The organism is Bacteroidota bacterium, from assembly GCA_016706865.1.
GTDB lineage: Bacteria > Bacteroidota > Bacteroidia > Chitinophagales > BACL12 > UBA7236.
On record JADJIS010000002.1, the window covers coordinates 1004020 to 1026493 of the forward strand.

Annotated in this window: 17 protein-coding genes; 15 read left to right on the forward strand and 2 right to left on the reverse strand. The window is 36.1% G+C overall.

All coding sequences use genetic code 11. The features are described from left to right. The first annotated feature begins 6 nt into the window (after window positions 1-6). The 4 genes from IPI31_07340 to IPI31_07355 all read left to right on the forward strand — a co-directional run bounded on the left by IPI31_07340 (window position 7) and on the right by IPI31_07355 (window position 5904). A complete protein-coding gene (locus IPI31_07340) occupies window positions 7-3885 on the forward strand; it encodes a hypothetical protein (GenBank protein MBK7567631.1) in 3879 nt (1292 codons plus the stop codon). Between the two features lie 20 nt (window positions 3886-3905). Continuing rightward, window positions 3906-4958 (forward strand): PorV/PorQ family protein, encoded by a 1053-nt coding sequence (locus IPI31_07345; protein ID MBK7567632.1) that lies wholly within the window; start codon window positions 3906-3908, stop codon window positions 4956-4958. Window positions 4959-5035: 77 nt separating this feature from the next. Then, complete coding sequence (gene greA / locus IPI31_07350; GenBank protein MBK7567633.1) at window positions 5036-5512, forward strand: transcription elongation factor GreA; 477 nt, start codon at window positions 5036-5038, stop codon at window positions 5510-5512. After that, on the forward strand, window positions 5512-5904 hold the full coding sequence (locus IPI31_07355; GenBank protein ID MBK7567634.1) for an HIT family protein: 393 nt from the start codon (window positions 5512-5514) through the stop codon (window positions 5902-5904). Before greA ends, IPI31_07355 begins: the two co-directional genes overlap by 1 nt. 43 nt (window positions 5905-5947) lie before the next feature. Here IPI31_07355 and ruvC read toward each other — a convergent pair whose 3' ends face one another. Then, the gene (gene ruvC, locus IPI31_07360; protein MBK7567635.1) at window positions 5948-6514 is read right to left on the reverse strand and encodes a crossover junction endodeoxyribonuclease RuvC; all 567 of its coding nucleotides are present in this window, start codon (window positions 6512-6514) and stop codon (window positions 5948-5950) included. A 13-nt stretch (window positions 6515-6527) separates the two neighbouring features. Here ruvC and IPI31_07365 point away from each other — a divergent pair, with 13 nt between their 5' ends. Beyond that, complete coding sequence (locus IPI31_07365; GenBank protein MBK7567636.1) at window positions 6528-7508, forward strand: flippase-like domain-containing protein; 981 nt, start codon at window positions 6528-6530, stop codon at window positions 7506-7508. Continuing rightward, window positions 7505-8353: a DUF3108 domain-containing protein gene (locus IPI31_07370; protein ID MBK7567637.1), complete on the forward strand. Its 849-nt coding sequence runs from the start codon at window positions 7505-7507 to the stop codon at window positions 8351-8353. Before IPI31_07365 ends, IPI31_07370 begins: the two co-directional genes overlap by 4 nt. A 57-nt stretch (window positions 8354-8410) precedes the next feature. Here IPI31_07370 and IPI31_07375 read toward each other — a convergent pair whose 3' ends face one another. Then, window positions 8411-9310 (reverse strand): LD-carboxypeptidase, encoded by a 900-nt coding sequence (locus IPI31_07375; GenBank protein MBK7567638.1) that lies wholly within the window; start codon window positions 9308-9310, stop codon window positions 8411-8413. A gap of 37 nt (window positions 9311-9347) precedes the next feature. On the opposite strand from IPI31_07375, the gene metG reads away from it, so the two are divergent. The 9 genes from metG (at window position 9348) to IPI31_07420 (ending at window position 22459) form a co-directional block, all read left to right on the forward strand. Continuing rightward, a complete protein-coding gene (metG, locus tag IPI31_07380) occupies window positions 9348-11438 on the forward strand; it encodes a methionine--tRNA ligase (protein MBK7567639.1) in 2091 nt (696 codons plus the stop codon). 190 nt (window positions 11439-11628) lie between these two features. Continuing rightward, window positions 11629-14001, forward strand: a complete 2373-nt coding sequence (locus IPI31_07385; protein ID MBK7567640.1) for an SLBB domain-containing protein — start codon at window positions 11629-11631, stop codon at window positions 13999-14001. Between the two features lie 36 nt (window positions 14002-14037). Beyond that, window positions 14038-15183 carry a hypothetical protein gene (locus IPI31_07390; GenBank protein ID MBK7567641.1) on the forward strand — a complete coding sequence of 382 codons (1146 nt, stop codon included), beginning with the start codon at window positions 14038-14040 and terminating at the stop codon, window positions 15181-15183. A gap of 149 nt (window positions 15184-15332) precedes the next feature. Further along, window positions 15333-16688 (forward strand): MBOAT family protein, encoded by a 1356-nt coding sequence (locus IPI31_07395; protein ID MBK7567642.1) that lies wholly within the window; start codon window positions 15333-15335, stop codon window positions 16686-16688. Between the two features lie 3 nt (window positions 16689-16691). Further along, window positions 16692-17822, forward strand: coding sequence for a hypothetical protein (locus IPI31_07400; protein ID MBK7567643.1), 1131 nt, complete (start codon window positions 16692-16694; stop codon window positions 17820-17822). Beyond that, a complete protein-coding gene (locus IPI31_07405; protein ID MBK7567644.1) occupies window positions 17819-19333 on the forward strand; it encodes a flippase in 1515 nt (504 codons plus the stop codon). Before IPI31_07400 ends, IPI31_07405 begins: the two co-directional genes overlap by 4 nt. Next, window positions 19326-20240, forward strand: coding sequence for a sulfotransferase (locus IPI31_07410; GenBank protein ID MBK7567645.1), 915 nt, complete (start codon window positions 19326-19328; stop codon window positions 20238-20240). The genes IPI31_07405 and IPI31_07410 overlap by 8 nt, the downstream gene beginning before the upstream one ends. Before the next feature lies 1 nt (window position 20241). After that, a complete protein-coding gene (locus IPI31_07415; protein ID MBK7567646.1) occupies window positions 20242-21120 on the forward strand; it encodes a sulfotransferase domain-containing protein in 879 nt (292 codons plus the stop codon). Window position 21121: 1 nt separating this feature from the next. After that, a complete protein-coding gene (locus IPI31_07420) occupies window positions 21122-22459 on the forward strand; it encodes a hypothetical protein (protein ID MBK7567647.1) in 1338 nt (445 codons plus the stop codon). The last annotated feature ends 15 nt before the right edge of the window (window positions 22460-22474 follow it).

Below are 22474 nucleotides of genomic sequence, written 5' to 3' on the forward strand. Positions count from 1 at the left end.
TTGAATATGTTAAAAAATAAACTGAATTGGATTTTACTTTTCACCTTGTTTGCAAGCATGAATGTTTATGCTAAGGAGAACATTGGGATCACAGGTAAACGTTTAAATACCTATGCTAAACTAACGGCTGGATGTTCTGATGCCACTACACAAGTGGATCTGGATATTAATAACGTGCGCTGCCGTTTATTAGGTGCCGGCGATTTTTGGTGGGATCTGCAAAATGATGCCAAATATGAAATTCCAAAGGTTGACCCTTCCACAGGAACTATTCCTGTGAGCTCCAGTTTTGCCGGTGCTCTTTGGGTTGGTGGTATTGATGCGGGTGGTCAACTAAAGATCGCAGCTCAAACATACCGCCAAAGCGGGAACGACTTCTGGCCTGGACCGCTCGACAACGACGGAACCATTGAAGAAGCAACTTGTAATGCTTACGACCGTCACTGGAAAGTAAACAGAACAGAAATTGATGATTTTTTTGAAACGATATTAGAATATGGTGGAAATCCGGGTGTTTCTGAAACACCGACCGAAATTCCGGAAAATAGAATTCCAACTATTATCCGCGAATGGCCAGGTTTAGGAAATCCTATGGCAACCGGTAAAGCAGGTGAATTATTAAATGTTACAAGAGACCTTGGCCCTTTCGTAGATGTAAATTTTAACGGTTACTATGAACCACAATTTGGAGAATATCCGGATATTGATGGTGATCAGGCAATTTTCTGGGTTTATAATGATAAAGGAAATATTCACACTGAATCAGGTGGTGATGCAATTGGTTTAGAAATTCAGGCACTCGCTTTTGGATTTACAACTAACGATGAAATTAACGACATGACCTTTTATCGCTACAAGGTTACCAATTTTGCAACTACTTCACTTGACTCTACTTATTTCGGTCAGTGGGTGGATTCAGATCTTGGAGCTTATGACGACGACTGGGTTGGATGCGATACTTTACTTTCTTTAGGTCTATGTTATAATGGTGACCTTGTAGATGGGCCTACTTCTCCAAATTACGGACCTAATCCTCCGATCTTTGGAACAGACTTTTTTCAAGGTCCAATTAAATATACTTTGGATGATGGTGTTATTACTGACAGTGTGAGATTGGGTATGTCGTCATTCCTATATTATGATAATAACTTCTTAATTACCGGTAATCCTGAGGTTGCGGCACATTATTATGGTTATATGTCAGGAACCTGGAAGGATGGTTCTCCATTTACATATGGCGGAAACGGATATGGTGGAACTGAACGCACAAACTTCATATTCCCAAGCGATCCTTCCGATCCTACGGGATGGAGCGAGTGTACTGAAGGTAATACTGCTTTCGACAGACGATATTTACAATCATCAGGTCCTTTCAGATTATTACCTGGTGCAAAAAATGAGATAGTAATGGGTGCAATATGGGTTCGCCCTCCGGTATCAGGTGGATGTCAAACCTCTTTTGATCTTGCTCGTTTGGCAGATCAAAAAGCACAGGCTTTATTTGATGCGAATTTCCAACTTATTGGTGGTCCTGATGCACCGGATCTAGGTATCCGCGAATTGGATCAGGCTTTAGTTCTATCATTAACAAATGGACCAACTTCAAATAATGTGGGTGAAGCTTATGTAGAAACAGATCCGTTGATAGTGAGTATTGTTAGTCAGTTACCTGATAGCATTATTGAAGCAAATCCTGGTATCACTGATACAACATATGGTTTTCAGGGATATAAGATCTATCAATTGGAAAATGCTCAGGTTTCTCCTTCCGAATATAGTGATGTAACCAAGGCGAAATTAATTTTCCAGAGTGATCTTAAAGACGGTATTGATAAGATCGTGAATTATAGTTTCGACGTTACGATAGGCGCAGATGTTCCTGAATTAATGGTAGAAGGATCAGATGAGGGTGTTAAACACACTTTCTATGTTACCGATGATGCATTTGCAGCGGGGAATTCCAAACTTATCAATTTCAAAACATATTATTTTTCAGTAGTATCCTATGCGCATAACAACTTTTTGCAATATGATGTTACCAACCCGAATTCTCAGAAACGACCTTATCTGGAAGGTAGGAAGAATATAAAAATCTATACTGCAATTCCGCACAAACCGGATCCTGAAAATGGAGGAATGGTTTTAAATGCTGAATATGGTGACGGACCTGATATTACAAAAATTGAAGGTGTTGGAAATGGAGGCAACTTCCAGGAATTAACTGATGCTTCTGTAGAAACAATTCTTAGCAATTCATTTATGCTGGCTCCTGTTTACAAAGGACGTAAAGCTCCTATAGATGTAATGGTTTATGATCCTGTTCGTTTACCTGCCGCGGAATTTGAATTAAAAATGGTGGATTCAACAAACAGCAATCCATTGAATTCTGACAGTACCTGGTGGGTGCTTACTAATCTTACAGATGGTAGTTTCATTGTTTCTGATTTCCCTATAAACTTTGTGAACGAACAGATCATTCCTGAATGGGGATTATCGGTTACTGTTCATAATGTTCAAAACCCTGGAGGCCAAACAGTTAGTGGTTCTTTTATCGAAAAAGAAGAAAATAATGGTTTAATAGGTGCAACGTTTACTTACGATGATCCAAATAAACAATGGTTAACAGGAGTTCCTGATAATGACGGTACCATTTTAGACTGGATTCGTTCAGGTATTGCTGATGGACTTTTTGCCGATGTATTACCTAACCCGGATGAAAATCAGGTGTTTGAAGGAATACTTGGTGGAACCTGGGCTCCAACAGAATTGGTAGCTTTTAACACGGCTGATGTTCCTTATATGCCATTGCGTTCTATTGTTGGTTTACGCCCTCAAATTCCGATTGAAGAAACGATCGGCGTTGATGTGATTTTCACTCCAGACAGATCGAAATGGTCAAAATGTATAGTTGTGGAAAGTGGAGAAATTACAACTATCAGAGATGAATTAAAACTTGATTTACGTCAATTACCTTCTATGGATAGTACGGGAGAACTTTTAGGCGATGGCTCTATGGGTTACTCTTATTTCCCTGGTTATGCTATTGATGTGGAAACAGGAACAAGGGTAAATATTTTCTTTGGAGAGGATGGTGGCTCAGGGCAACCTGATGGAAGAGGTAAAGATATGGTGTGGAATCCTTCTTCTACTTTCTTTGATCAAACTGGGATTCCAATATATGGTGGTAAACATTATTTATATGTTACTAAAACCAAATACGACGAAGGTAAAAATATGCACGATTCATTACAGTGGATCGGCGGGTCAAAACCGGAAACCTCTTATTATAAAGATGTTTTTGTGAACGTGGTTTGGATAACAATGCCATTCCTTCAACCGGGTTATTCTTCAGTTGTAGGTGAGCCTATGGAAATTCCTACTACCACTACTGTCCAGTTGAGAGTAACTAAACCATACTTGTCGCAATTTATTACAGGAGAGAATCTTGGTTTTCCGCTATATCGTTTCTCAACGGCCACTCTAGCTCCGGGTGTTAATGATACGGAGGTAGCTAGCAGCGCACTTGATCTTATACGCGTTGTTCCAAATCCTTATTATGCATACTCTGCTTATGAGACGAGTTCGATCGATAATAATGTCAAGATCACAAATCTACCTCCACAATGTACTGTATCTATATTTACTTTGGACGGAACTTTAGTTAGAAGGTTTGAACGCGATGTTAGTGCCGATAATACAGCCGGTGGTGAGTTGAATGCTAAGGAATCGAATACTGATACCGCACTGGATTGGGATCTAAAAAATGAGAAAAATGTTCCTTTGGCCAGCGGTATGTATATAGTGCATATTGATGCGGGACCTCTTGGAGAAAAAACAATTAAATGGTTTGGCGTAATGAGACCAATAGATCTGGATACTTTCTAAAACCGAAACACATGACAAAAATGAAAAAAATACTAGTTACCTTATTTATAGCGATTCCGGCAGTGCTTATGGCAGGAAACCCTGACCGTTCTGGAGAGGCGGGTGCATCAGAATTACTGATTAATCCCTGGGCTCAAAGTTCCGGATGGTATGGATTGAATATTGCATCAGTTAGAGGTGTTGAAGCACCGAATATCAATGTTGCCGGTATGTCGTTCTTAGAAGGCAGTCAAATAGAATTTTGCAGGACCGAATGGTTAGTTGGATCTGAGATCAGTTTAACAACTTTCGGATTTGCCCAAAAGGTTGGCGATGGAGCTATTGGCCTAACACTTACATCCATGGATCTGGGTGAAATTGAGGTAACAACAACAGAAAGTCCGGACGGAACCGGTGCATACTATAAACCGCGTTTCTCAAATCTCGGATTATCATATTCCAGAAAATTTGCTGATTATTTGAGCGGTGGTGTAACCGTAAGGGTAATAACAGAAAGTATTTCAGATGTAAAGGCCATTGGAGTTTCCATGGACGTTGGAATACAGTATATTACTGGTCCAGCGGAACATCCCGAAAAGATCAAAATGGGTATTGCTTTAAAAAATATTGGAACTCCAATGAAATTCAGCGGAGATGGTCTCAGTTTCAGAGGAAATGTTCCGGATGGTGATTACTCCATGACTCAGGATTTCAGGTCAGAAACTTTTGAATTGCCTTCCTTATTGACCATCGGTCTGTCGTACGATTTCTATTTTGGTCAGGAACATAGGTTGACAGCAGTAGGAAATTTCGTTTCTAATTCTTTCTATAAAGATCAGTTTGGAGCAGGTTTGGAATATGCATTAAAGGTGAAAAATACCGAAATGTTCATGTTGCGCACAGGTTACAGATACGAAAGCGGTATTACAAACGACGTAGATAGAACTTCAGCTTCCACAGGTATAGCAGCAGGTTTAACATTCCAATATCCTATCGACAAATTAGGAAATAATCTTGTAGCATTAAATTATTCTTACAGAACTTCACATCAATACGAAGGTTCCCATTGTTTCGGACTTCGTTTAAGTTTCTGATTAAATACTTTTTATAACTTTGCGGAAACGTTTCTCAACAGGAAACGTTTCTTTTTTTTTATTTTAAAAACAATGTCATGGGTGAAATAAGCTATTTGAGTAAAGAGGGAATGGAAAAACTGAAGATAGAAATTCAGGAATTAAAAACCAGTGGTCGCAAAGAAATGTCTCAACAAATTAATGAAGCCCGCGAAAAAGGGGATCTGGCAGAAAACGCCGAATACCATGCTGCAAAGGAGGCTCAGGGTTTAATGGAAATGAAGATCGCCAAACTGGAAGAGTTATTAATGAATGCAAGATTGTTGGATGAATCCAAAATTGATATTTCTAAAGTTTCAGTATTTACTACAGTTAAATTACATGATACTAAATTCAATAAAGATATAACTTATAAATTAGTGTCTGAAAAAGAAGCAGATATTAAAACCGGAAAAATATCTGTAACCTCCCCAATCGGAAAGGGATTGTTGGGTAAAAGTGTGGGGGATGTAGTGAAAATTATAGTGCCTGCAGGTTCCATCGAATTTAAAATATTAGATATCTCTGTTGTATAATGCCGACTATTTTTACAAGAATAATAAATGGTGAAATTCCCTGCCACAAAATTGCAGAGGATGAAAACTTTTTTGCATTTCTGGATATCATGCCACTGGCTCCGGGACATGTTTTAGTTGTTCCTAAAAAACAAATTGATTACATTTTTGATATTGACGATGATTTGTTAAGTGGAATTTTACCATTTGCAAAAAAGATCGCGGAAGCAATGGAAAAGGTGATTACTTGTGAACGTATAGGGATTTCAGTTATTGGATTGGAAGTGCCACATGCTCATTTGCACCTAATTCCACTTCGCACAATGGATGATATAAATTTCTCCAGGCCAAAATTGAAAATGTCGGAAAAAGAACTGGCGGAAATTGCAGCTAAAATTGTTGCTCAATTGTAGATCCCCACCTGGGAAAAAATAATTTAAATGTTTTTTTAATCTGTTATTTTTTTACCTTGCCGGGGTTTGCTGTGATATAATCCGCCCATCCATTAAATTGTTTTCCCTTTAATGCAATTTTTTTTCCGGAGTTAAAATGACAAACGGCCACTGCCAACGCATCCGTTGCGTCAAAATATTTTGGCATTTCAATGATCTTTAAAGTACTCTCCAGCATTTTTGCAACCTGTTCTTTAGATGCATTACCTTTTCCTGTGATGGATTGTTTTATTCGGCGCGGACTGTATTCAATAACCGGTATATTATTATTTACACCTGCTATAATTGCAGCGCCCTGCGCCCGCCCCAATTTTAACATGGATTGTACATTTTTCCCAAAGAATGGTGCTTCAATTGCCAAGGCAGTTGGTTTGTATTCTATAATATAAGCAGTGAGTTTTTCATAGATGATGCCTAAACGAATAAAATGATCATCCGTTTTTTTTAACTGGATAACTCCGTTTATTAATATTTTGATAGTATTTTTATCGGCACAAATAATACTATAACCTAATATATTTGTTCCGGGGTCAACGCCCATTATTATTTGTTGTGGATTTTTTTCTGACATTACTTGAAGCGAATTGAAAACTAAAACGAATAGATCTCTACTCTGGTCTCTCGCTATAAAAGTAGCGGTTTTACTTTTATTGGCTTTTGCACTTTATAAACAATTATACAAGAATGAGGATGTTTTGCAAATTCCTCAGTTACTAAGTGACCGTACGGGTGGCAATACATTCTTCATTCTTGTTATTTTGCTTTTTTTAATGTTCCTCAATTGGGGAATTGAAGCATATAAATGGAAATTGTTGATTCAGAAACTAAATCCCATTCGTTTTATCAGAACTTTTAAAGCTGTTTGGACCGGAGTTACACTCGGGCTTTTTACACCGAACCGGGTTGGTGAGTTTGGAGGGCGCATTTTATATGTTCCGCGTAAATTCCGAATTCCTGCCGTAATTGTTTCTTTGATTGGTAGTTTTAGTCAAAACCTGGCAACAATAATTACCGGGGTAATCAGTATGATCATTTACCTCCATAAAGTGGAACATATTGCCTCATTTCTGTTTTTTTCAGTAATTCTGATAAGTTCTATTACCATTATTTTACTCCTTCTTGCTTATTATAACCTCGATGTAGTGATTCAGGTGTTTAAAAGAAGTAAGTTTCTGAAAAGAATTTACTCTTATACCGAGGTGCTCAAAATCTACCACTCAACTGATGTTACGGTTCTTTTACTGTTATCCATTTTGAGATATGCAGTTTACGCGGCACAGTATTTGATTTTTCTCCGACTGTTTGGTGCGGAGATTGGTATTTTTGATGGGATTGTTGCAATAGGAGTTATTTATCTGGCACAAACAGTGGTTCCAAGTTTTGCGATAGTAGATCTGTTAACAAGGTTGCCGATCGCGACACTTATTTTTTCAAATTATAACGTTAATGTAGGAATTACACTGGCTGCAACTTCTAGTATCTGGATACTAAATCTGATCGTACCGGCAACATTGGGTTATATATTTATTTTTAAATATAATTTTTTTAAAAACAAACAATCATGATCAAACCATTATTATTTGCATCCCTTTCTCTGGGAACTTTATTTTCTGATAATAAAGAAAATGATTTTCCAACAACAGTTTTACCTGTTTCTGAAACTTGTGAAATTCCGCATATGGCATTTCAATCAGGCGAATCTTTAACATACAAAGTATATTATAATTGGGGTGCAGTTTGGTTGAGCGGCGGTGAAGTTTATTTTAAACTTACCAGTGAAACTTACAAAGGTATTCCGGTTTTGCATGCTGCAGGGGAAGCAAATAGTTATAAATCATTCGACTGGTTATTTAAGGTTCGTGATAAAGCAGATACCTGGATGAACAGTGAAACTCTGCAGTCATATAAATTCAGCAGAGATGTATACGAAGGCGGATATACTTTCTACCGTTCGTATGATTGGGACAGAGATAAAAATATTATTTATTCTTATCAGGATAACCGCAAAGGAAAAAAAGTAACAAAAACAATAACAGATGTTGATCCATGTGGTGTTGATCTGCTCTCTACTTTTTATTGGATGAGGACATTGGATCTGTCGAAAGCAAAAACCGGAGATAAGATACATGTTAAAATGGCTATTGATGATGAGGAGTACGATATGTATGTGAGATATGATGGTAAAGAAGTATATGAAACCAAATTGGGAAAATTTAATTGCATAAAAATAAAACCTCTGCTAAAAGAAGGTGAAATATTTAAGGAAGGGGAGGGAATGACATTATGGTTAACAGATGATGAGAACAGAATTCCTGTTCGCATTGAATCAGAATTACGTGTCGGCAGAATTACCTGCGATCTTAAATCATATGGTGGAAATAAATATCCTTTCACATCAAAAGTAGAATAAATAAAAAAACCGGTTTAACTACCGGTTTTTTTTATTGTATTTATCTTAAAAATAAAATCATACATATATAAGAGTACTTTTTTCCGGATCTGTTGTCAACAATACTTCCCTGCCCAAATATAAAGCGCGATTGTCATCCTGATGCCCCGCAGGAAATCCGAAACATACGGGAATATTAAAATTCTTTACTTGTTCCAGAATGATCATTTCAACAGATTTGCCAAATGGAACTTGATTGTCTTTCAGATCTGTCATTCCACCTATTATCAATCCTTTAAGATTATCTAATTTGCCAGCGAGTTTCATGCTCCACATCATACGGTCAATATGGTACAGGTATTCATCAATATCCTCCAAAAATAATATTTTACCAGCAGTAGAAAATCCAAATTTTGTTCCTAAAAGTGAATAGAGAATGGATAAATTTCCGCCAATCAAAACACCGTTCGTTTCGCCAGAAATATTATATGAATTTGGTGAAATATTATATTCAGGTGCAATTCCAAATAAACAATTTTTTAATGTTTCTAAGGCAGCGGAACTATTTTTTTGAAAATTGAAGGCCATTGCTGAATGAATTACGGGCATTCCTAGTTTATCTGTAATGTGTGAAAATAAAACGGTCATATCACTATATCCACAAATAAATTTAGGTGCCTGCATAAAACCTGTAAAATCTATTTTATCCATGATCCTGATTGTACCATAACCACCTCGCGCAAAAATGATGGCTCTGATCTCGGGATCATCTAAAAAAGTTTGAAGATTATTAGCTCTAAGTGCATCATCTCCTGCAAATTGTCCATCTTTTGCCGAAATAGTTTCACCATATACCGGAATTAACCCCCAGGAACGCAACAACTGGTCGGCAAATTCAATTTCACTTCTTTCTATCCACCGGGCAGTAGAGAGGATACCAATTTTATCTCCGGGCTTCACAGCTAAACGGTTGAGCATATTATTTATAATTTTGCAGTTCAAAATTGACAAAAACTTGCAACACCCGGAAAGATATTTAATAACATCAGCACTGCCTTATGCAAACGGGCCATTACATATAGGCCATATAGCAGGAGCGTATTTGCCTGCGGATATTTATGTCCGTTATCTTCGCCGAAGAAAAAGGGATGTGGTTTTTGTTTGTGGAAGCGATGAACATGGCGCTGCTATTACTATTCAGGCAAAAAAAGAAAATACCACCCCAGAGGCGATCATTGATAAATATCACGAGATCATTAAGAACGCATTTCAGGGGCTGGCCATTAGTTTTGATATATATCACCGCACATCCTCTCAAATTCATCATGAAACCTCAAGCGAATTCTTTCTGAATTTGTATAACAAAAATGTATTCGAGGAAAAAGAAAGTGAGCAGTATTTTGATGAAAAATTTCAACAGTTTCTAGCCGACAGATATATAGTTGGAACTTGTCCCGTTTGCGCTAATCCAAATGCATTTGGCGATCAATGTGAAAAATGTGGCTCTTCACTTTCTCCCGACGACCTAATTGATCCTGTTTCTTCATTGAGTAATGAAAAGCCAATTAAAAGAAAAACCACTCATTGGTACTTACCATTAAATAAATACCAGGATTGGCTAACGAGTTGGATAATTGATGGGGAAGGAAGAACAGAGGAATGGAAAAAAAATGTTGTGGGTCAATGTTCAAGTTGGTTAAAACAAGGTTTACATCCGCGATCAATTACCAGAGATCTTGATTGGGGTGTGAAAGTTCCATTGAAAAATGCAGAAGGAAAAGTATTATATGTTTGGCTCGATGCACCCATCGGTTACATTAGTGCAACAAAACAATGGGCAATAGATAATAATAAAAACTGGGAGCCTTATTGGAAAGATAAAAACACAAAATTGTTGCATTTTATCGGTAAGGATAATATAGTGTTTCATTGTTTGATATTTCCATGTATTTTAAAAAGTCACGGGGATTTTATAATACCCACAAATGTTCCGGCAAATGAATTTATGAATATGGAGGGAGATAAAATGTCAACTTCCCGAAACTGGAATATTCAATTGCATAAATATTTGGAAGAATTTCCGGATAAAGAAGATGTTTTGCGTTATGTATTATGTGCAAATATGCCCGAGACCAAAGACAGTGAATTCACCTGGAAAGACTATCAGGCGCGGAATAACAACGAATTGGTGGCTATTTTGGGAAATTATGCTAATCGTGTTTTAGTATTAACACATAAATATTTTGAAGGAAAAATTCCAACGGAAAAATCTGCGCTTTTAAGTGAGGAATATATCATCAATTATAAAAAGGATATACAAAAATTAATTGATGAGGTTTACGTTCCATCAATTGAAAATTATCGATTCAGAGATGCGCTTAATGCTATGATGGATGTTGTTAGACTTGGCAATAAATTATTAACTGATTATGAGCCCTGGAAATTAATAAAAACCGATGTAGAAAAAACTGGTGCTGTTCTCAGAGTATGTTTGGAAAGTTTGTTGGATATAGCAATTTTGTGCGAACCATTCTTGCCATTTACGGCCATTAAAATATTTAATACACTGGGAGTTAATAATGACCCCGGATTTGAATTATTAAATTCAAAACTCGAAACAAATGGACAAATTGGAGAGGCAGTTTATTTATTTGAAAAAGTGGAGGATGAAATAATAGAAGCAAAATTATCGGCACTTGAAGAAATTCGAATATCCAGGATTGAACAAAGTGAAAATAATAATGAACCAATAAAGAAAACGGAAAAACCGGTTTTAAAATCCACAATTCAATTTGAAGATTTTTCAAAATTGGATCTGCGAACCGGAATTATCATAACGGCAGAAAAAATTGATGGTGCCGATAAACTTTTGAAATTGTCTGTTGATCTGGGTTTTGAAACACGGATCATCGTATCGGGAATTGCCAAACATTTTGACCCTGCAACTTTGCCTGGAAAAAGAGTGATAGTATTGGTAAATCTGGCACCCCGAAAAATGCGTGGTGTAGAAAGCAATGGAATGATCCTTATGGCAGAAGATCCATCCGGAAAGTTGTTTTTTGTGGCGGAGGAAGGCTCTTCTGAGCCCGGATTACCCATTAGTTAACTTTTTGTGAGCTTTGAACGGTCTCAGAATTTTAATTTGGTTGTCACGCAACGCAGTATCTCCACATTGTCGTCTTTCGAGGGTTGTCTAAGAATCACAACTCAAATTCATGAAAGTCAAATTTGTTTTTCAACCTGTACTGGTTGATTGGTCGAATAGCTATATCTTTGCACGAAATTTTAAAAAAAGTATGAAGAAGATTTCTTCGTTGGGCTTGATCTTATTAGTTGCAAGTACCATTTTTACCCTTAATGCACAAACGCCTGTTGTACCAGCTGTATCATCAGGAACACTTGAATCTTTGGGGTTCGACCAGACTGAGATTGATGCCATTATGGAAACTACCGGCACTTCAACTTCAACTGCCGTGGAATCTGCCACAATGATACAGGATGCGCAACAGTCGGCTGTTGATGCTGCCAATAGCCAAATAAACACCCTGGCACCAAATACTTCAGTTATTGCATCTCCTGCTGTTCAGGAGGCTATTGCAGAAGTTATCGGTGATGAACCTGCCCCTGCTCCAATTTGGGGTCAGGACTTTTTTCGCAGCGGTTCGATAGACCTGTTTGAAAAAGTGCCAAACTCTAAGGTTGGAGACAACTATATTCTAGGCGAAGGCGACATGATAACCATTGCAGTATGGGGTTATGCTTATTATAATTCCAATTTTACGATCAATGAGGAAGGGTATATAACAACCATAGAAGTTGGTAGAATTTATTTGAAAGGGCTTACCTTCAGTGCCGCCAAACAGTTGCTGCGTCAGCGTTTTGCCTCGGCATTTGATCTTACCAATTCAAAATTTGATGTTACACTTACCTACTCCAAAAGCATAAAAGTAAATATCGTTGGAGAGGTTGTAAATCCTGGATCTTATAATATTTCCTCCTTTAATACTGCTTTCAATGCACTTGTTGCAGCTGGCGGTGTAACAGATATTGGTTCTGTGAGAAATATTCAGATAAAAAGAAATAATCGGGTGATACAAACTTTGGATGTGTATCAATTCCTGATGAATCCGGGTGCAACGGATGATACTTACCTGGAAGCTAACGATTACATCGTGGTAAACGGGATAGGCAGAGTAGTGCAGGTAGAGGGAGAAGTAAACAGACCGACAAAATACGAATTGGTGCCCGGTGAAAACCTCAATGAACTTATTTATTACGCCGGCGGGTTAAAATCAACTGCTTACAAACGCAACGTTTCCATTTTCCGTTATGTTAACAACGAAAATGTTGTTCTCGATTTCAATCTGGATAGCGTAGAAAGAGAAAAAATTAATTTTCCGTTGATAAATGGAGACAGAATAGTTTTCTCTAAAATTCCGGAAGTAATTGAAAATATTGTTACCATTCAAGGAGCTTGTCGTTTTCCAGGGAACTATCAACTTACTGCAGATATGCGTATTTCCGACCTGATTGAAAAAGCAAAAGGTTTGAATTATGATGCATACACCGACCGTGCTTATTTAATTCGCAAGGATGCTAAAATGAATGATGTTTATATTCCTTTCGAATTGGATGAAGTATTGGCAAATTCAAATTCTCCTTTCAATTTTAAATTAGCAAAATTTGATGTTATTGATATATTTTCAAAGGAAGAATTCAGAGAAACTTTTAATGTGTCAATAGATGGTGCGGTGAAAATGCCTGGATCATTTCCATATTATCAGCAAATGACCTTAAAGGATCTTCTTTATTATTCGGGCGGATTAAAGGTAGAGGCTGCAAATAATAAAATAGAGGTTTCCCGTATCGTAAATTTTAGTGATGCGAGCAATCAAAATGAACCTACCAGAGTTGTTGTGCAATCAGTTTCAGTGGATAAAGCACTGGATGTGGATGATGCAGCAAATTCGTTTGTGCTTCAACCTTACGATCAGGTTTATGTAAGAACTACACCTGAATTTGAATATCAGAAAAATATTACCATTTTGGGTGAGGTTAAATATCCCGGAGTTTATACTTTATTATCGCGCACAGAAACTTTGGCAGATGTAATTGAAAGAGCAGGCGGTTTAACACAATGGGCTTATGCAGAAGGAACAACAATGAACAGATTGGATGTTACTTCTACCCTGGTTTTTCTTGGAAAGGCAATGGAAAATCCCGAATCGAAATATAATTATGTAATGCGGGCAGGTGATATTGTTACTGTTCCTAAACAAGGTGATCTTGTTGCATTAAAGGGAGAAATAAAATATCCGTTTATCGGTGATCCGGGAACTGTTGTAGTTCCTTTTGAAAAAGGTAGATCCGCTCGTCATTTTATCAAAAAATATGGTAAGAATTTCGATGATGATGCCAAAAGAAGTGAAACTTATGTAGTTGAACCAAATGGTTATGTTCACAGAACACATAATTTCCTATTTATACATTTTTATCCTAGAGTAAAAGTAAAAGGAAGCCAAATTGTAGTTCCACAGAAACCGGAAGAGAAAATTGAGATCGAACAAAATGTTGAACCAAAGGAACCATTTGATTGGAATACTTTTGCAACTACATTTAGTGCAGGTATCTTGAGTTTTGCAACAATTTATGTTTTGTTACAACGCTGATAATAATCAATAAAGCAAAAAACGAGAACAAAGATTATGCAGTACGATCGTCCATATAATGATGAAATAAATATTGGTGATTTATTTACCAAATTCGGTGAATACCGCCGTTATATATTAAAAAAGTGGTGGGTTGTTTTAATAGTGGCAATTTTACTTGCCATTCTACTTCGCTTTTATTCTGTTTGGAAAAAAGAAAGTTATATTTCTCATGCAGATTTTGCCGTAAAAGGAACAGAAGGTTCTTCCACTTCCTCTTTGGCCTCACTGGCCAGTTCATTCGGTATCGGACTTGCAACAGGATCGGAGTTTACAAATGAATTATTTTTGGGAGTACTTCAATCAAGAACACTTGTAAAACAGGCACTTACTGAAAAAAGAACATTATCTGTAAAAAAAGGAGTTCCTCCACGCGAAGATTATCTTGCCAATTTCTATATCGAAATGTATCCGAAATGGTCGAAGAAAAAAAAGGTGAAGGATTTTAGATTGGAACATGGAAGTTTAGATTCTTTAACAAGAAAAGAGGATAGTTGTTTAACAGTTATTTATGACGAATTTATTGAGAATGATATCACAACCGAATTCAGCGATGATCTCGGGATGAATCAAATGGAGGTTTCGTCACTCAGCAGAGATTTTTCATTTTATATGGCTGACTATCTCGCTTACGCAGGATCTGCTTATTATATCAGCACTCAAGTAAAAAATGAGGAAATAACCGTAAATTTTTTACAGACTAAATCGGATTCTTTAAGAAAATTATTGGAACAAAAGGAAGACCTATTAGCCAAATTGCAGGATAATTCCAGTTATCAGGTAAAATTTGCAGGTTATCTCGGTCAAAACAGATTATTGCGCGACATAGGATTGGTTACCACGGAATATTCCACCACCTACGCTCAATTACAATTGGCTTTATTCGATCTTCAAAATAAAACACCACTAGTTGATATTATTGACCAACCAAAATATTCTACAATAAAGGAAAAAGAACAGACAACAATGTTCATGATAATTGGATTTATTTTGGGTGCATTTTTAACAAGTATAGGATTGGGTGTGCGCAAATATATTCGCGACTCTGTAGAGGAAGGCAAACAAAAGCAACTTGTGATCGAAAAATATAACAAGGAAAAAGCAAGTCAATCATTAATAGATACAGAAAGTAATAAAATTTGACACTGAGGTGTAATTAAAGAATTTGTTGGAAAATGGTTTTTAACTCTTTACATTTTTTAATTTTTTTACCGGCTGTTATCTTCCTGTACTTCGCCATTCCCTATAAATGGAGATGGTTGTTGTTATTATTCGTAAGTTATTATTTCTACATGTGTTGGAAAGCAGAATATGCTTTCCTGATAGTTCTTTCTACCTCCATCGACTATTTGTGCGGCTTGCAAATGTCGAAACACGAGGATAAAAAGAAACGAAAACCCTGGATGATATTGAGTATTGTGATGAATTTATCCATACTCTTTCTATTTAAATATTTTAATTTCTTTAACGATTCTGCACGCGTTGTATTCGATAGCCTAAATATTTTCTACAACGTTCCCGAATTTAAATTACTGCTGCCGGTAGGATTATCTTTTTATACATTTCAGGCAATCAGTTATACCGTGGATGTTTATAAGGGCACAGCAAAAGCAGAAAAGAATTTCGGTTTTTTTGCAACATTTGTTGCCTATTGGCCGCAATTGGTGGCAGGGCCAATTCAACGTAAAGAAGATTTTCTTCCCCAGTTAAAACAAAATTTCGATTTTGATTATGAAAGAGTAAAACAGGGGCTCATCAGGATCCTTTACGGTTTCTTTAAAAAGGTTGTAATAGCCGACAGGCTCGCAATATTTGTAAGAGAAGTATATAATCAGCCGGGCGATCATGGTGGATTTGCTGTTATTCTGGCAACATGGTTATTTGCTATTCAGGTATATTGCGATTTTTCGGGATATTGTGATATAGCAATTGGTTCTTCCAGAATAATGGGTCATAATCTCAGGGAAAATTTTAAAACGCCATATTTCGCAAAATCTATCAGAGAATTCTGGGAACGATGGCATATCACCCTTACAGTTTGGGTGCGCGACTATCTCTATATACCTATGGGTGGAAGTAAAGTTTCGTTCCCGCGTATGCTATTTAATAATTTAGCTGCCTTAACTATTATGGGATTTTGGCATGGAGCCAACTGGACTTTTATCATGTTCGGATTTGTGCATGGATCTTTTATTGTGATCTCACGAATATGGGATAGATACTTTCCTAAAATTAATTTGCCTACACTTTTGCCAAAAGCAAAATGGCTGACAAATTTTTTATTGATGTTCTGGATATTCAATTTAACATGTATTCCGGATATTTTCTTTTGTTCCAGAAATATCAACGAATCATGGATAATTATTCAAAGTATATTTAATCATCCCGATACAACATGGGCGCTAATTAATTCAAGTTCGCCGGCTGGTTCAACACCTAGTGTGATAGATTTTTGGCTGTCAATATTTTTTGTAGCAATTTTATTATACACTGATTATAATTTATATACGCATAAAGATGTAACGATAGAAAAAAGAATTGCTGCTAAACCGGTTTATTTAAGATGGGGATTTTACATTTTGATAACAGTATTGGTATCATGGTTTGCAGTTACAACAGATTCCGTATTTATTTATTTCCAATTTTAAAACATGAAAAAATTATTTCTTAGGTTTGGGTTATTGGTTTTGATAGTTTTGGTTTTTAGCCAGATCGCTATCATTACTATGCCATTTTCCTGGGGGAATATCAGGCTTAACTCTAAATATGAATCATACGTTGAAAACAGCGATCAATATAATACGCTGTTTATTGGGGCAAGTACAACCTATAGGCATATTAATCCTGTGGAGTTCGATTCTATTGTGAATGCAGAGCGACCTGAATTAAAAATAAAGTCCTATAATTTCGGCATTCCTGCAAACAGAACTCCACAATCAGTTTACATGCTTGAAAACTTAATTAAGTATGATAAATCCAATTTGAAATACGTAGTGATAGACCTTTCCGAACTTACAAAGATGGGTGCAGATAATCTTCACAAAAAAGAAATGATATTTTGGTATACCCCGGATAATATTTTTGACGTGATGAAAGCTAGTTGGGAATCAGAAAAAGGAATTGCAAAAAAAGTAAGTGTTCCGGGTTTACATGCCTTTTCGTTCTGTGAAAAATCATTAATGATCGGAATGGGAACTGCCATAGTTCAACAGGCAACTGGAATGAATGTTGACGAAAGAACATTAGGGCCTGATAGAAGAGGATTTTATTCACTTGATCAGGAAATGAAAGATGATCCGGATGGAGACCTTGCTGTGCGTTATTCTGAATTGCGCACTCCTGATACCATAGCTTTTCGCACACAACGTTGTCAGTTTTTATTCGATAAGTATGAAAATGCAACAGTAAACCCGAATAAAACCATAGAAAAAAATCTCACCGACCTGATAAAATATTGTGAGCAAAATGATATTAAATTAATAATTATGCTTTCGCAGCGTTTAGGCGACAGGTATGAATATTTGATCCCCCTTTACAATCAATTGCCTGCAGAAAATAAAATTGGTTTTCAGGACCCTTCTGCTTATCCAATGTTAAACGAAAGAGAAAATCTTTTTGATCTTGCACATTTAAATGCTCCTGGAGCAAAAATATTTACCGAAATATTTGTTGATGAATTTTTGCAGAGAATTGATATGCAAAATGGTATTCAACCATCTGAAAATGCCAAACCTGATAGTTTAACGATCATTCAAAATACTTCTGCGGATGATTCGTTATGATCAGCAAACTTAAAAAGAAAATTGTAAGAAAATTTGGAGATCAGGATTTTTCTGAGATCTTTAAGAAGGGATTTTCCGGAACAATTATTAGTTTATTAGGAAGAGTGACCGGTTACCTGCTATTAATGGTGATCGGATGGCTATATGGACAAGAAGCCATGGGAGTGTATACCGTTGGATTAAGTATTCTCAGTATTGTTGGAATTTTCGGAAGGTTTGGAGTGGATATGGCCATGTCGAGATTTGTAGCACAGTATAGCGCAGCAAACCGTTGGGACCTTGTGCAACATACTTACAAGATCGCATTAAAAATTGTAATACCTATTAGTGTATTTTTATCTGCAGCAACTTTTTTTATTATTCCTTTTTTTACCGATAATTTATTTGACCCTACGGCACCCGATTTCGAAAAATATACATTGTACATGCAAATTTTTGCAGTGTCAATTTTGTTTTATGTATTGGGAGGATTAAGTGAGGAATGTATTAAAGGCCTCAAAAAAACAAAACAATTTAATTGGATTTCACAAGTTGTAAATCAGTTAGTTGCTATTTTGTTTTTATTATTATTCGGATTATTTTCCAAAGATCAGTTATGGGTTAATTTATCTTATTGTATAGGAATTTTTGTCGCATTTTTAATCGCTCAGTTTTTATGGATTTTCTATTTAAAAAATCCTGTAATTGCGAAAAGTGAGTTTTTTGTAAAAAAAGAAAAAAAGAACAAAAAGGATCTGCCTTCCCAAGCTGCCCTTAATGCTATTATAGAATCGCATGAAAAAATCACCACCCCTGAATTACTTAAGGTTTCTGCTCCTATGATGTCGGCGAAATATCTTACCATGATATATACCTGGCTTGATATTTTGATTTTGGCGTGGTACGCTACTGAACCTATGGTTGCAATTTACAGAGTGGCAACCCGATTAACCTCATTGGCTACAATTCCACTCATTTCAATAAATGCAATTGCGGGACCTAAATTCGCGGAGGCGTACGGTGCCAAGGATGATAAACGTCTTCAAAACAGTGTCAGGCAAGCAACCCGACTTATATTCTGGTCGTGTATTCCATTTCTTTTCTTATTTTTAGTTTTTCCTAAATTTTGTTTGTGGACTTTCGGAAAAGGTTTTACAACGGAAGAGGCAATTATTGTATTTATTATTGTAACGCTCGGGCAGGCGGTAAACGTTTTAACAGGACCGGTTACAGTGTTACTTAATATGACCGGCCGCCAAAAGGTTACCATGTATTATGCACTGGCAACGGTTGTGATAGATGTTGGATTAAATTTGATATTAATTCCCATGTATGGAATTATTGGAGCGGCTATCGCAACAGCAGTCTCACGAACAATTTTAAATTTGGGATGTGCGCTGCAGATCTATTTTACAATGGGTATCAATACAATTTATAATCCATTTGCCGATATTGCCGCTGCGTTTAGTAAAAAGAAGAAAAAGAATAATAATAATGTTTCTGAAATAAATAACGATACGGAAATTGAATGATGTAAAAAACAGATGGCCCAATTTTTTAATAGTCGGCACAGCACGTGCAGGTACTACTTCGTTGCATGAATTTCTTGGCAATCATGATGATATTTTTATGCCTCTTCAAAAGGAACCATGCTTTTTTACTTTCTTCAATCAGGATCCGCAGTATAAAGATATGCGTCATAGATATACAACTACTATCGATGCCTATCAGGAATTATTTAATGGTCATGAGGAGAAAATTGCTGGGGAGTCTTCCACTCCATATTTATATTTTCATGAACAAACAATTTCCAATATAAAAAAACTGGTACCGGAATATAGAAAAATAAAAATATTAATTGTTCTGCGTGATCCTTCTGAACGCGCTTATTCGCAATACATGCACAACAGGAGAGATCTTCGGGAACCATTAACCTTTGAAGAAGCGATAAAGGAAGAAGAAATTCGGAAAAAAGAAAACTGGCACTTCGATTTTTTTTATACTGATAAAGGATTTTATTATGAACAGGTGAAAAACTATCTCGACAATTTTGATGATGTGAAAATTGTATTTTACGACACCCTTGAAAAAAATCCGGATAAATTATTAGAAGATATTTATTCCTTTCTTCAAGTTAAGGGTTCTGAAAAAAAGGAAATGATAAGAAGAAACCAGAGCGGAGAAATGAAGGTGAAGTGGTTTAAACAAATAATTACAACAAGAAAAAATCCCGTTCTGAATTTTTTTAGAAAAGGAATGAACAGGGAAACAAAGAAAAAATTACGCAATTGGATCAAAGATAAATTGTTGCGCTACAATCTGAAAAAAACAGAGATGGATCCGAAAACGAGACAATTGCTTATTAAAAAATACAAAGAGGATATTTTAAAATTACAAACTATTGTGGAAAGAGATCTGAGCGATTGGCTCAGGGTATAATATGAAAGAGCTGAAACAAAATTTCATTTGTATAGGTGCGCAAAAAGCTGGCACTACAACCCTGGCAGATATTTTATATCAGCATAGTGAAATTTGTATTCCTCCCATTAAAGAAACAAAGTTTTTTTTATTTGATACCGATTATCAAAAAGGCAACTCTTTTTATAATAGTTATTTTACAAATTATCAGGGACAAAAAGCAGTTGGAGAATTTGACCCTGATTATTTATTGTTCCCATTTACTGCAAAACGCATTGCAGAAACACTTGGCGAAAAAGTAAAAATAATTGTTGTTTTAAGAAATCCTGCCGACAGGGCATATTCTCATTATCTTATGACCAGGAAAAAAGGGTTGGAGGATCTGGATTTTGAAAATGCAATTTTGGAGGAAAAAAATAGAAAACAGGATATCAAAAAACAAAAAATATTTGCATATATAGAAAGAGGGATGTATGGCAAACATTTAAATGAATTTTTAAAAGTATTCCCGCCTGAAAATTTTCTTTTTTTGGTATTTGAGGAAGATTTTATACAAAACAAAGAAAATACGATTAAAAAGGTCCAGGAATTTTTGAATGTGGCCTATGAAGCCCTGGATATTAATATTCATAGCAATGAGGCCGGGGAAGCGCAAAACGAGATTATCAGAGATTTGGTAAGAAAACCTAATTTTGCGAAGAAATTTTTGAAGTTTGTTCTTCCTTCCAAGGAGGCCAGAAAAAACATAAGAAAATTTTTCATCCGCAAGAATATCCAAAAAGTAGCCAGTCCTAAATTATCACAGGAAGTGAGAAGTAGAATTTTGCTGACATATTTTATAGATGATATTCATTTAACAGAACAATTAATAAACCGCAACCTGGGAGTTTGGTATAAATAAAATGGGGATATTAGCACAGGAAAAAGGTATATTTAAAGAACCAATATCCGTTTTTGGTAAAACGGTTATATTGATCATATTTATTTTATTTACAACAAGGATTTTAACACGAACCCCACTTGTAGACTACTACACTCCATTTGAAATTCTTTGGTATTTATTTATTATCAGTTTTACAGTCGTATACGCTCTCTATATTTTTATGGTGCGTAAAACAATTGATGAAATTAACTATTATTATGTAATGATAATTGTTCTTCCGGTCTGGGCAGGACTTGCCGCTGTAATTAGTGAAGGGCAAAATTTCATGATCGGACTTTCTTCGCAACGCCATTGGTACGGAATAAGCGGAATTTTCGTAATTATTTACCTGCTGCAAACACGTTTTATTACCATCGGCGACCTCTATAGAGCACTTATTTGGCTTGGATGGGGAACAATGATTTATTTTATCATGTGTTATTTATTTCTCGACCCAAAAGCTTATCTGGATTATTCTTTTGTTGGATTTAGCGATATTAAAGGTGGATATCGATTTAAATTTGGAATTGACTTTATTGCATTCCTTTCAGTATACTATACGGTTAAATATGTTAAACAACGCGATAGAGTAAGTTTATGGTTTTCTGTAATCAATTTGTCGTATCTCTTTTTCCTCCATCAGGGACGCTCCGTAATGCTTTCCGTTATAGCTACACTTTTTGTATTTTACATGTTTGAAGTGAACTGGCAGCGAGCAGTCAGGATTTTCACCTCTATTGGAGTTGGATTTCTTGTGATCATGGGTATTATGTATGCCATTATTCCTGATCGGGTAAGTGAATATATTTTTCAATATACCAGTTTATTTGCCTTAATTTTTACCGGCGATGTCACGGGAGAAAGTTCTGTTGATGCGCGCATCGAAGAGATAGGTATTTTATTGATCTATCTGCAGGATTATGCCATCGGCTGGTGGATAGGAGTGGGAAAACTTGGAGCTGAAACTCAAACCTCTTCAGGAGTTAATGATATAACAACGGTTCCTCCGGGTGATATCGGAATTCTGGGTTCTATTATGACTTATGGAATTCTGGGATCTTTGGTAATTTATTTTCAATTTTTGATCGCGTTCAGAAGCTTTAAATTTATCAGAAGATATAAACATGAGCCATTTATGATTGCCTCAAAATATTTTTTGATATTTTGTTTTTTATCTTCGTTGGCGAAAGGATATTTATTTATGCAACCAGGTTCTACTGCTGTATTTATTCTAATAATTTATGCATATAAATTGTTAGAGGTGCAAATGGATAAACAAGGTTTGCCTGAAACTATAGCACTTAAAAATTCATTTTAAATTTAAATTTGTAAA

What these genes read in the sequence shown, in the direction of transcription:
- IPI31_07415 (MBK7567646.1), top strand. Translation starts at nt 20,242, where the DNA reads ATGAAAGAGCTGAAACAAAATTTCATTTGTATAGGTGCGCAAAAAGCT.
- IPI31_07400 (MBK7567643.1), top strand. Translation starts at nt 16,692, where the DNA reads ATGAAAAAATTATTTCTTAGGTTTGGGTTATTGGTTTTGATAGTTTTG.
- IPI31_07370 (MBK7567637.1), top strand. Translation starts at nt 7,505, where the DNA reads ATGATCAAACCATTATTATTTGCATCCCTTTCTCTGGGAACTTTATTT.
- IPI31_07385 (MBK7567640.1), top strand. Translation starts at nt 11,629, where the DNA reads ATGAAGAAGATTTCTTCGTTGGGCTTGATCTTATTAGTTGCAAGTACC.
- IPI31_07355 (MBK7567634.1), top strand. Translation starts at nt 5,512, where the DNA reads ATGCCGACTATTTTTACAAGAATAATAAATGGTGAAATTCCCTGCCAC.
- IPI31_07420 (MBK7567647.1), top strand. Translation starts at nt 21,122, where the DNA reads ATGGGGATATTAGCACAGGAAAAAGGTATATTTAAAGAACCAATATCC.
- IPI31_07345 (MBK7567632.1), top strand. Translation starts at nt 3,906, where the DNA reads ATGAAAAAAATACTAGTTACCTTATTTATAGCGATTCCGGCAGTGCTT.
- IPI31_07340 (MBK7567631.1), top strand. Translation starts at nt 7, where the DNA reads ATGTTAAAAAATAAACTGAATTGGATTTTACTTTTCACCTTGTTTGCA.
- IPI31_07390 (MBK7567641.1), top strand. Translation starts at nt 14,038, where the DNA reads ATGCAGTACGATCGTCCATATAATGATGAAATAAATATTGGTGATTTA.
- IPI31_07375 (MBK7567638.1), bottom strand. Translation starts at nt 9,310, where the DNA reads ATGCTCAACCGTTTAGCTGTGAAGCCCGGAGATAAAATTGGTATCCTC.
- IPI31_07405 (MBK7567644.1), top strand. Translation starts at nt 17,819, where the DNA reads ATGATCAGCAAACTTAAAAAGAAAATTGTAAGAAAATTTGGAGATCAG.
- greA (MBK7567633.1), top strand. Translation starts at nt 5,036, where the DNA reads ATGGGTGAAATAAGCTATTTGAGTAAAGAGGGAATGGAAAAACTGAAG.
- IPI31_07395 (MBK7567642.1), top strand. Translation starts at nt 15,333, where the DNA reads ATGTGTTGGAAAGCAGAATATGCTTTCCTGATAGTTCTTTCTACCTCC.
- ruvC (MBK7567635.1), bottom strand. Translation starts at nt 6,514, where the DNA reads ATGTCAGAAAAAAATCCACAACAAATAATAATGGGCGTTGACCCCGGA.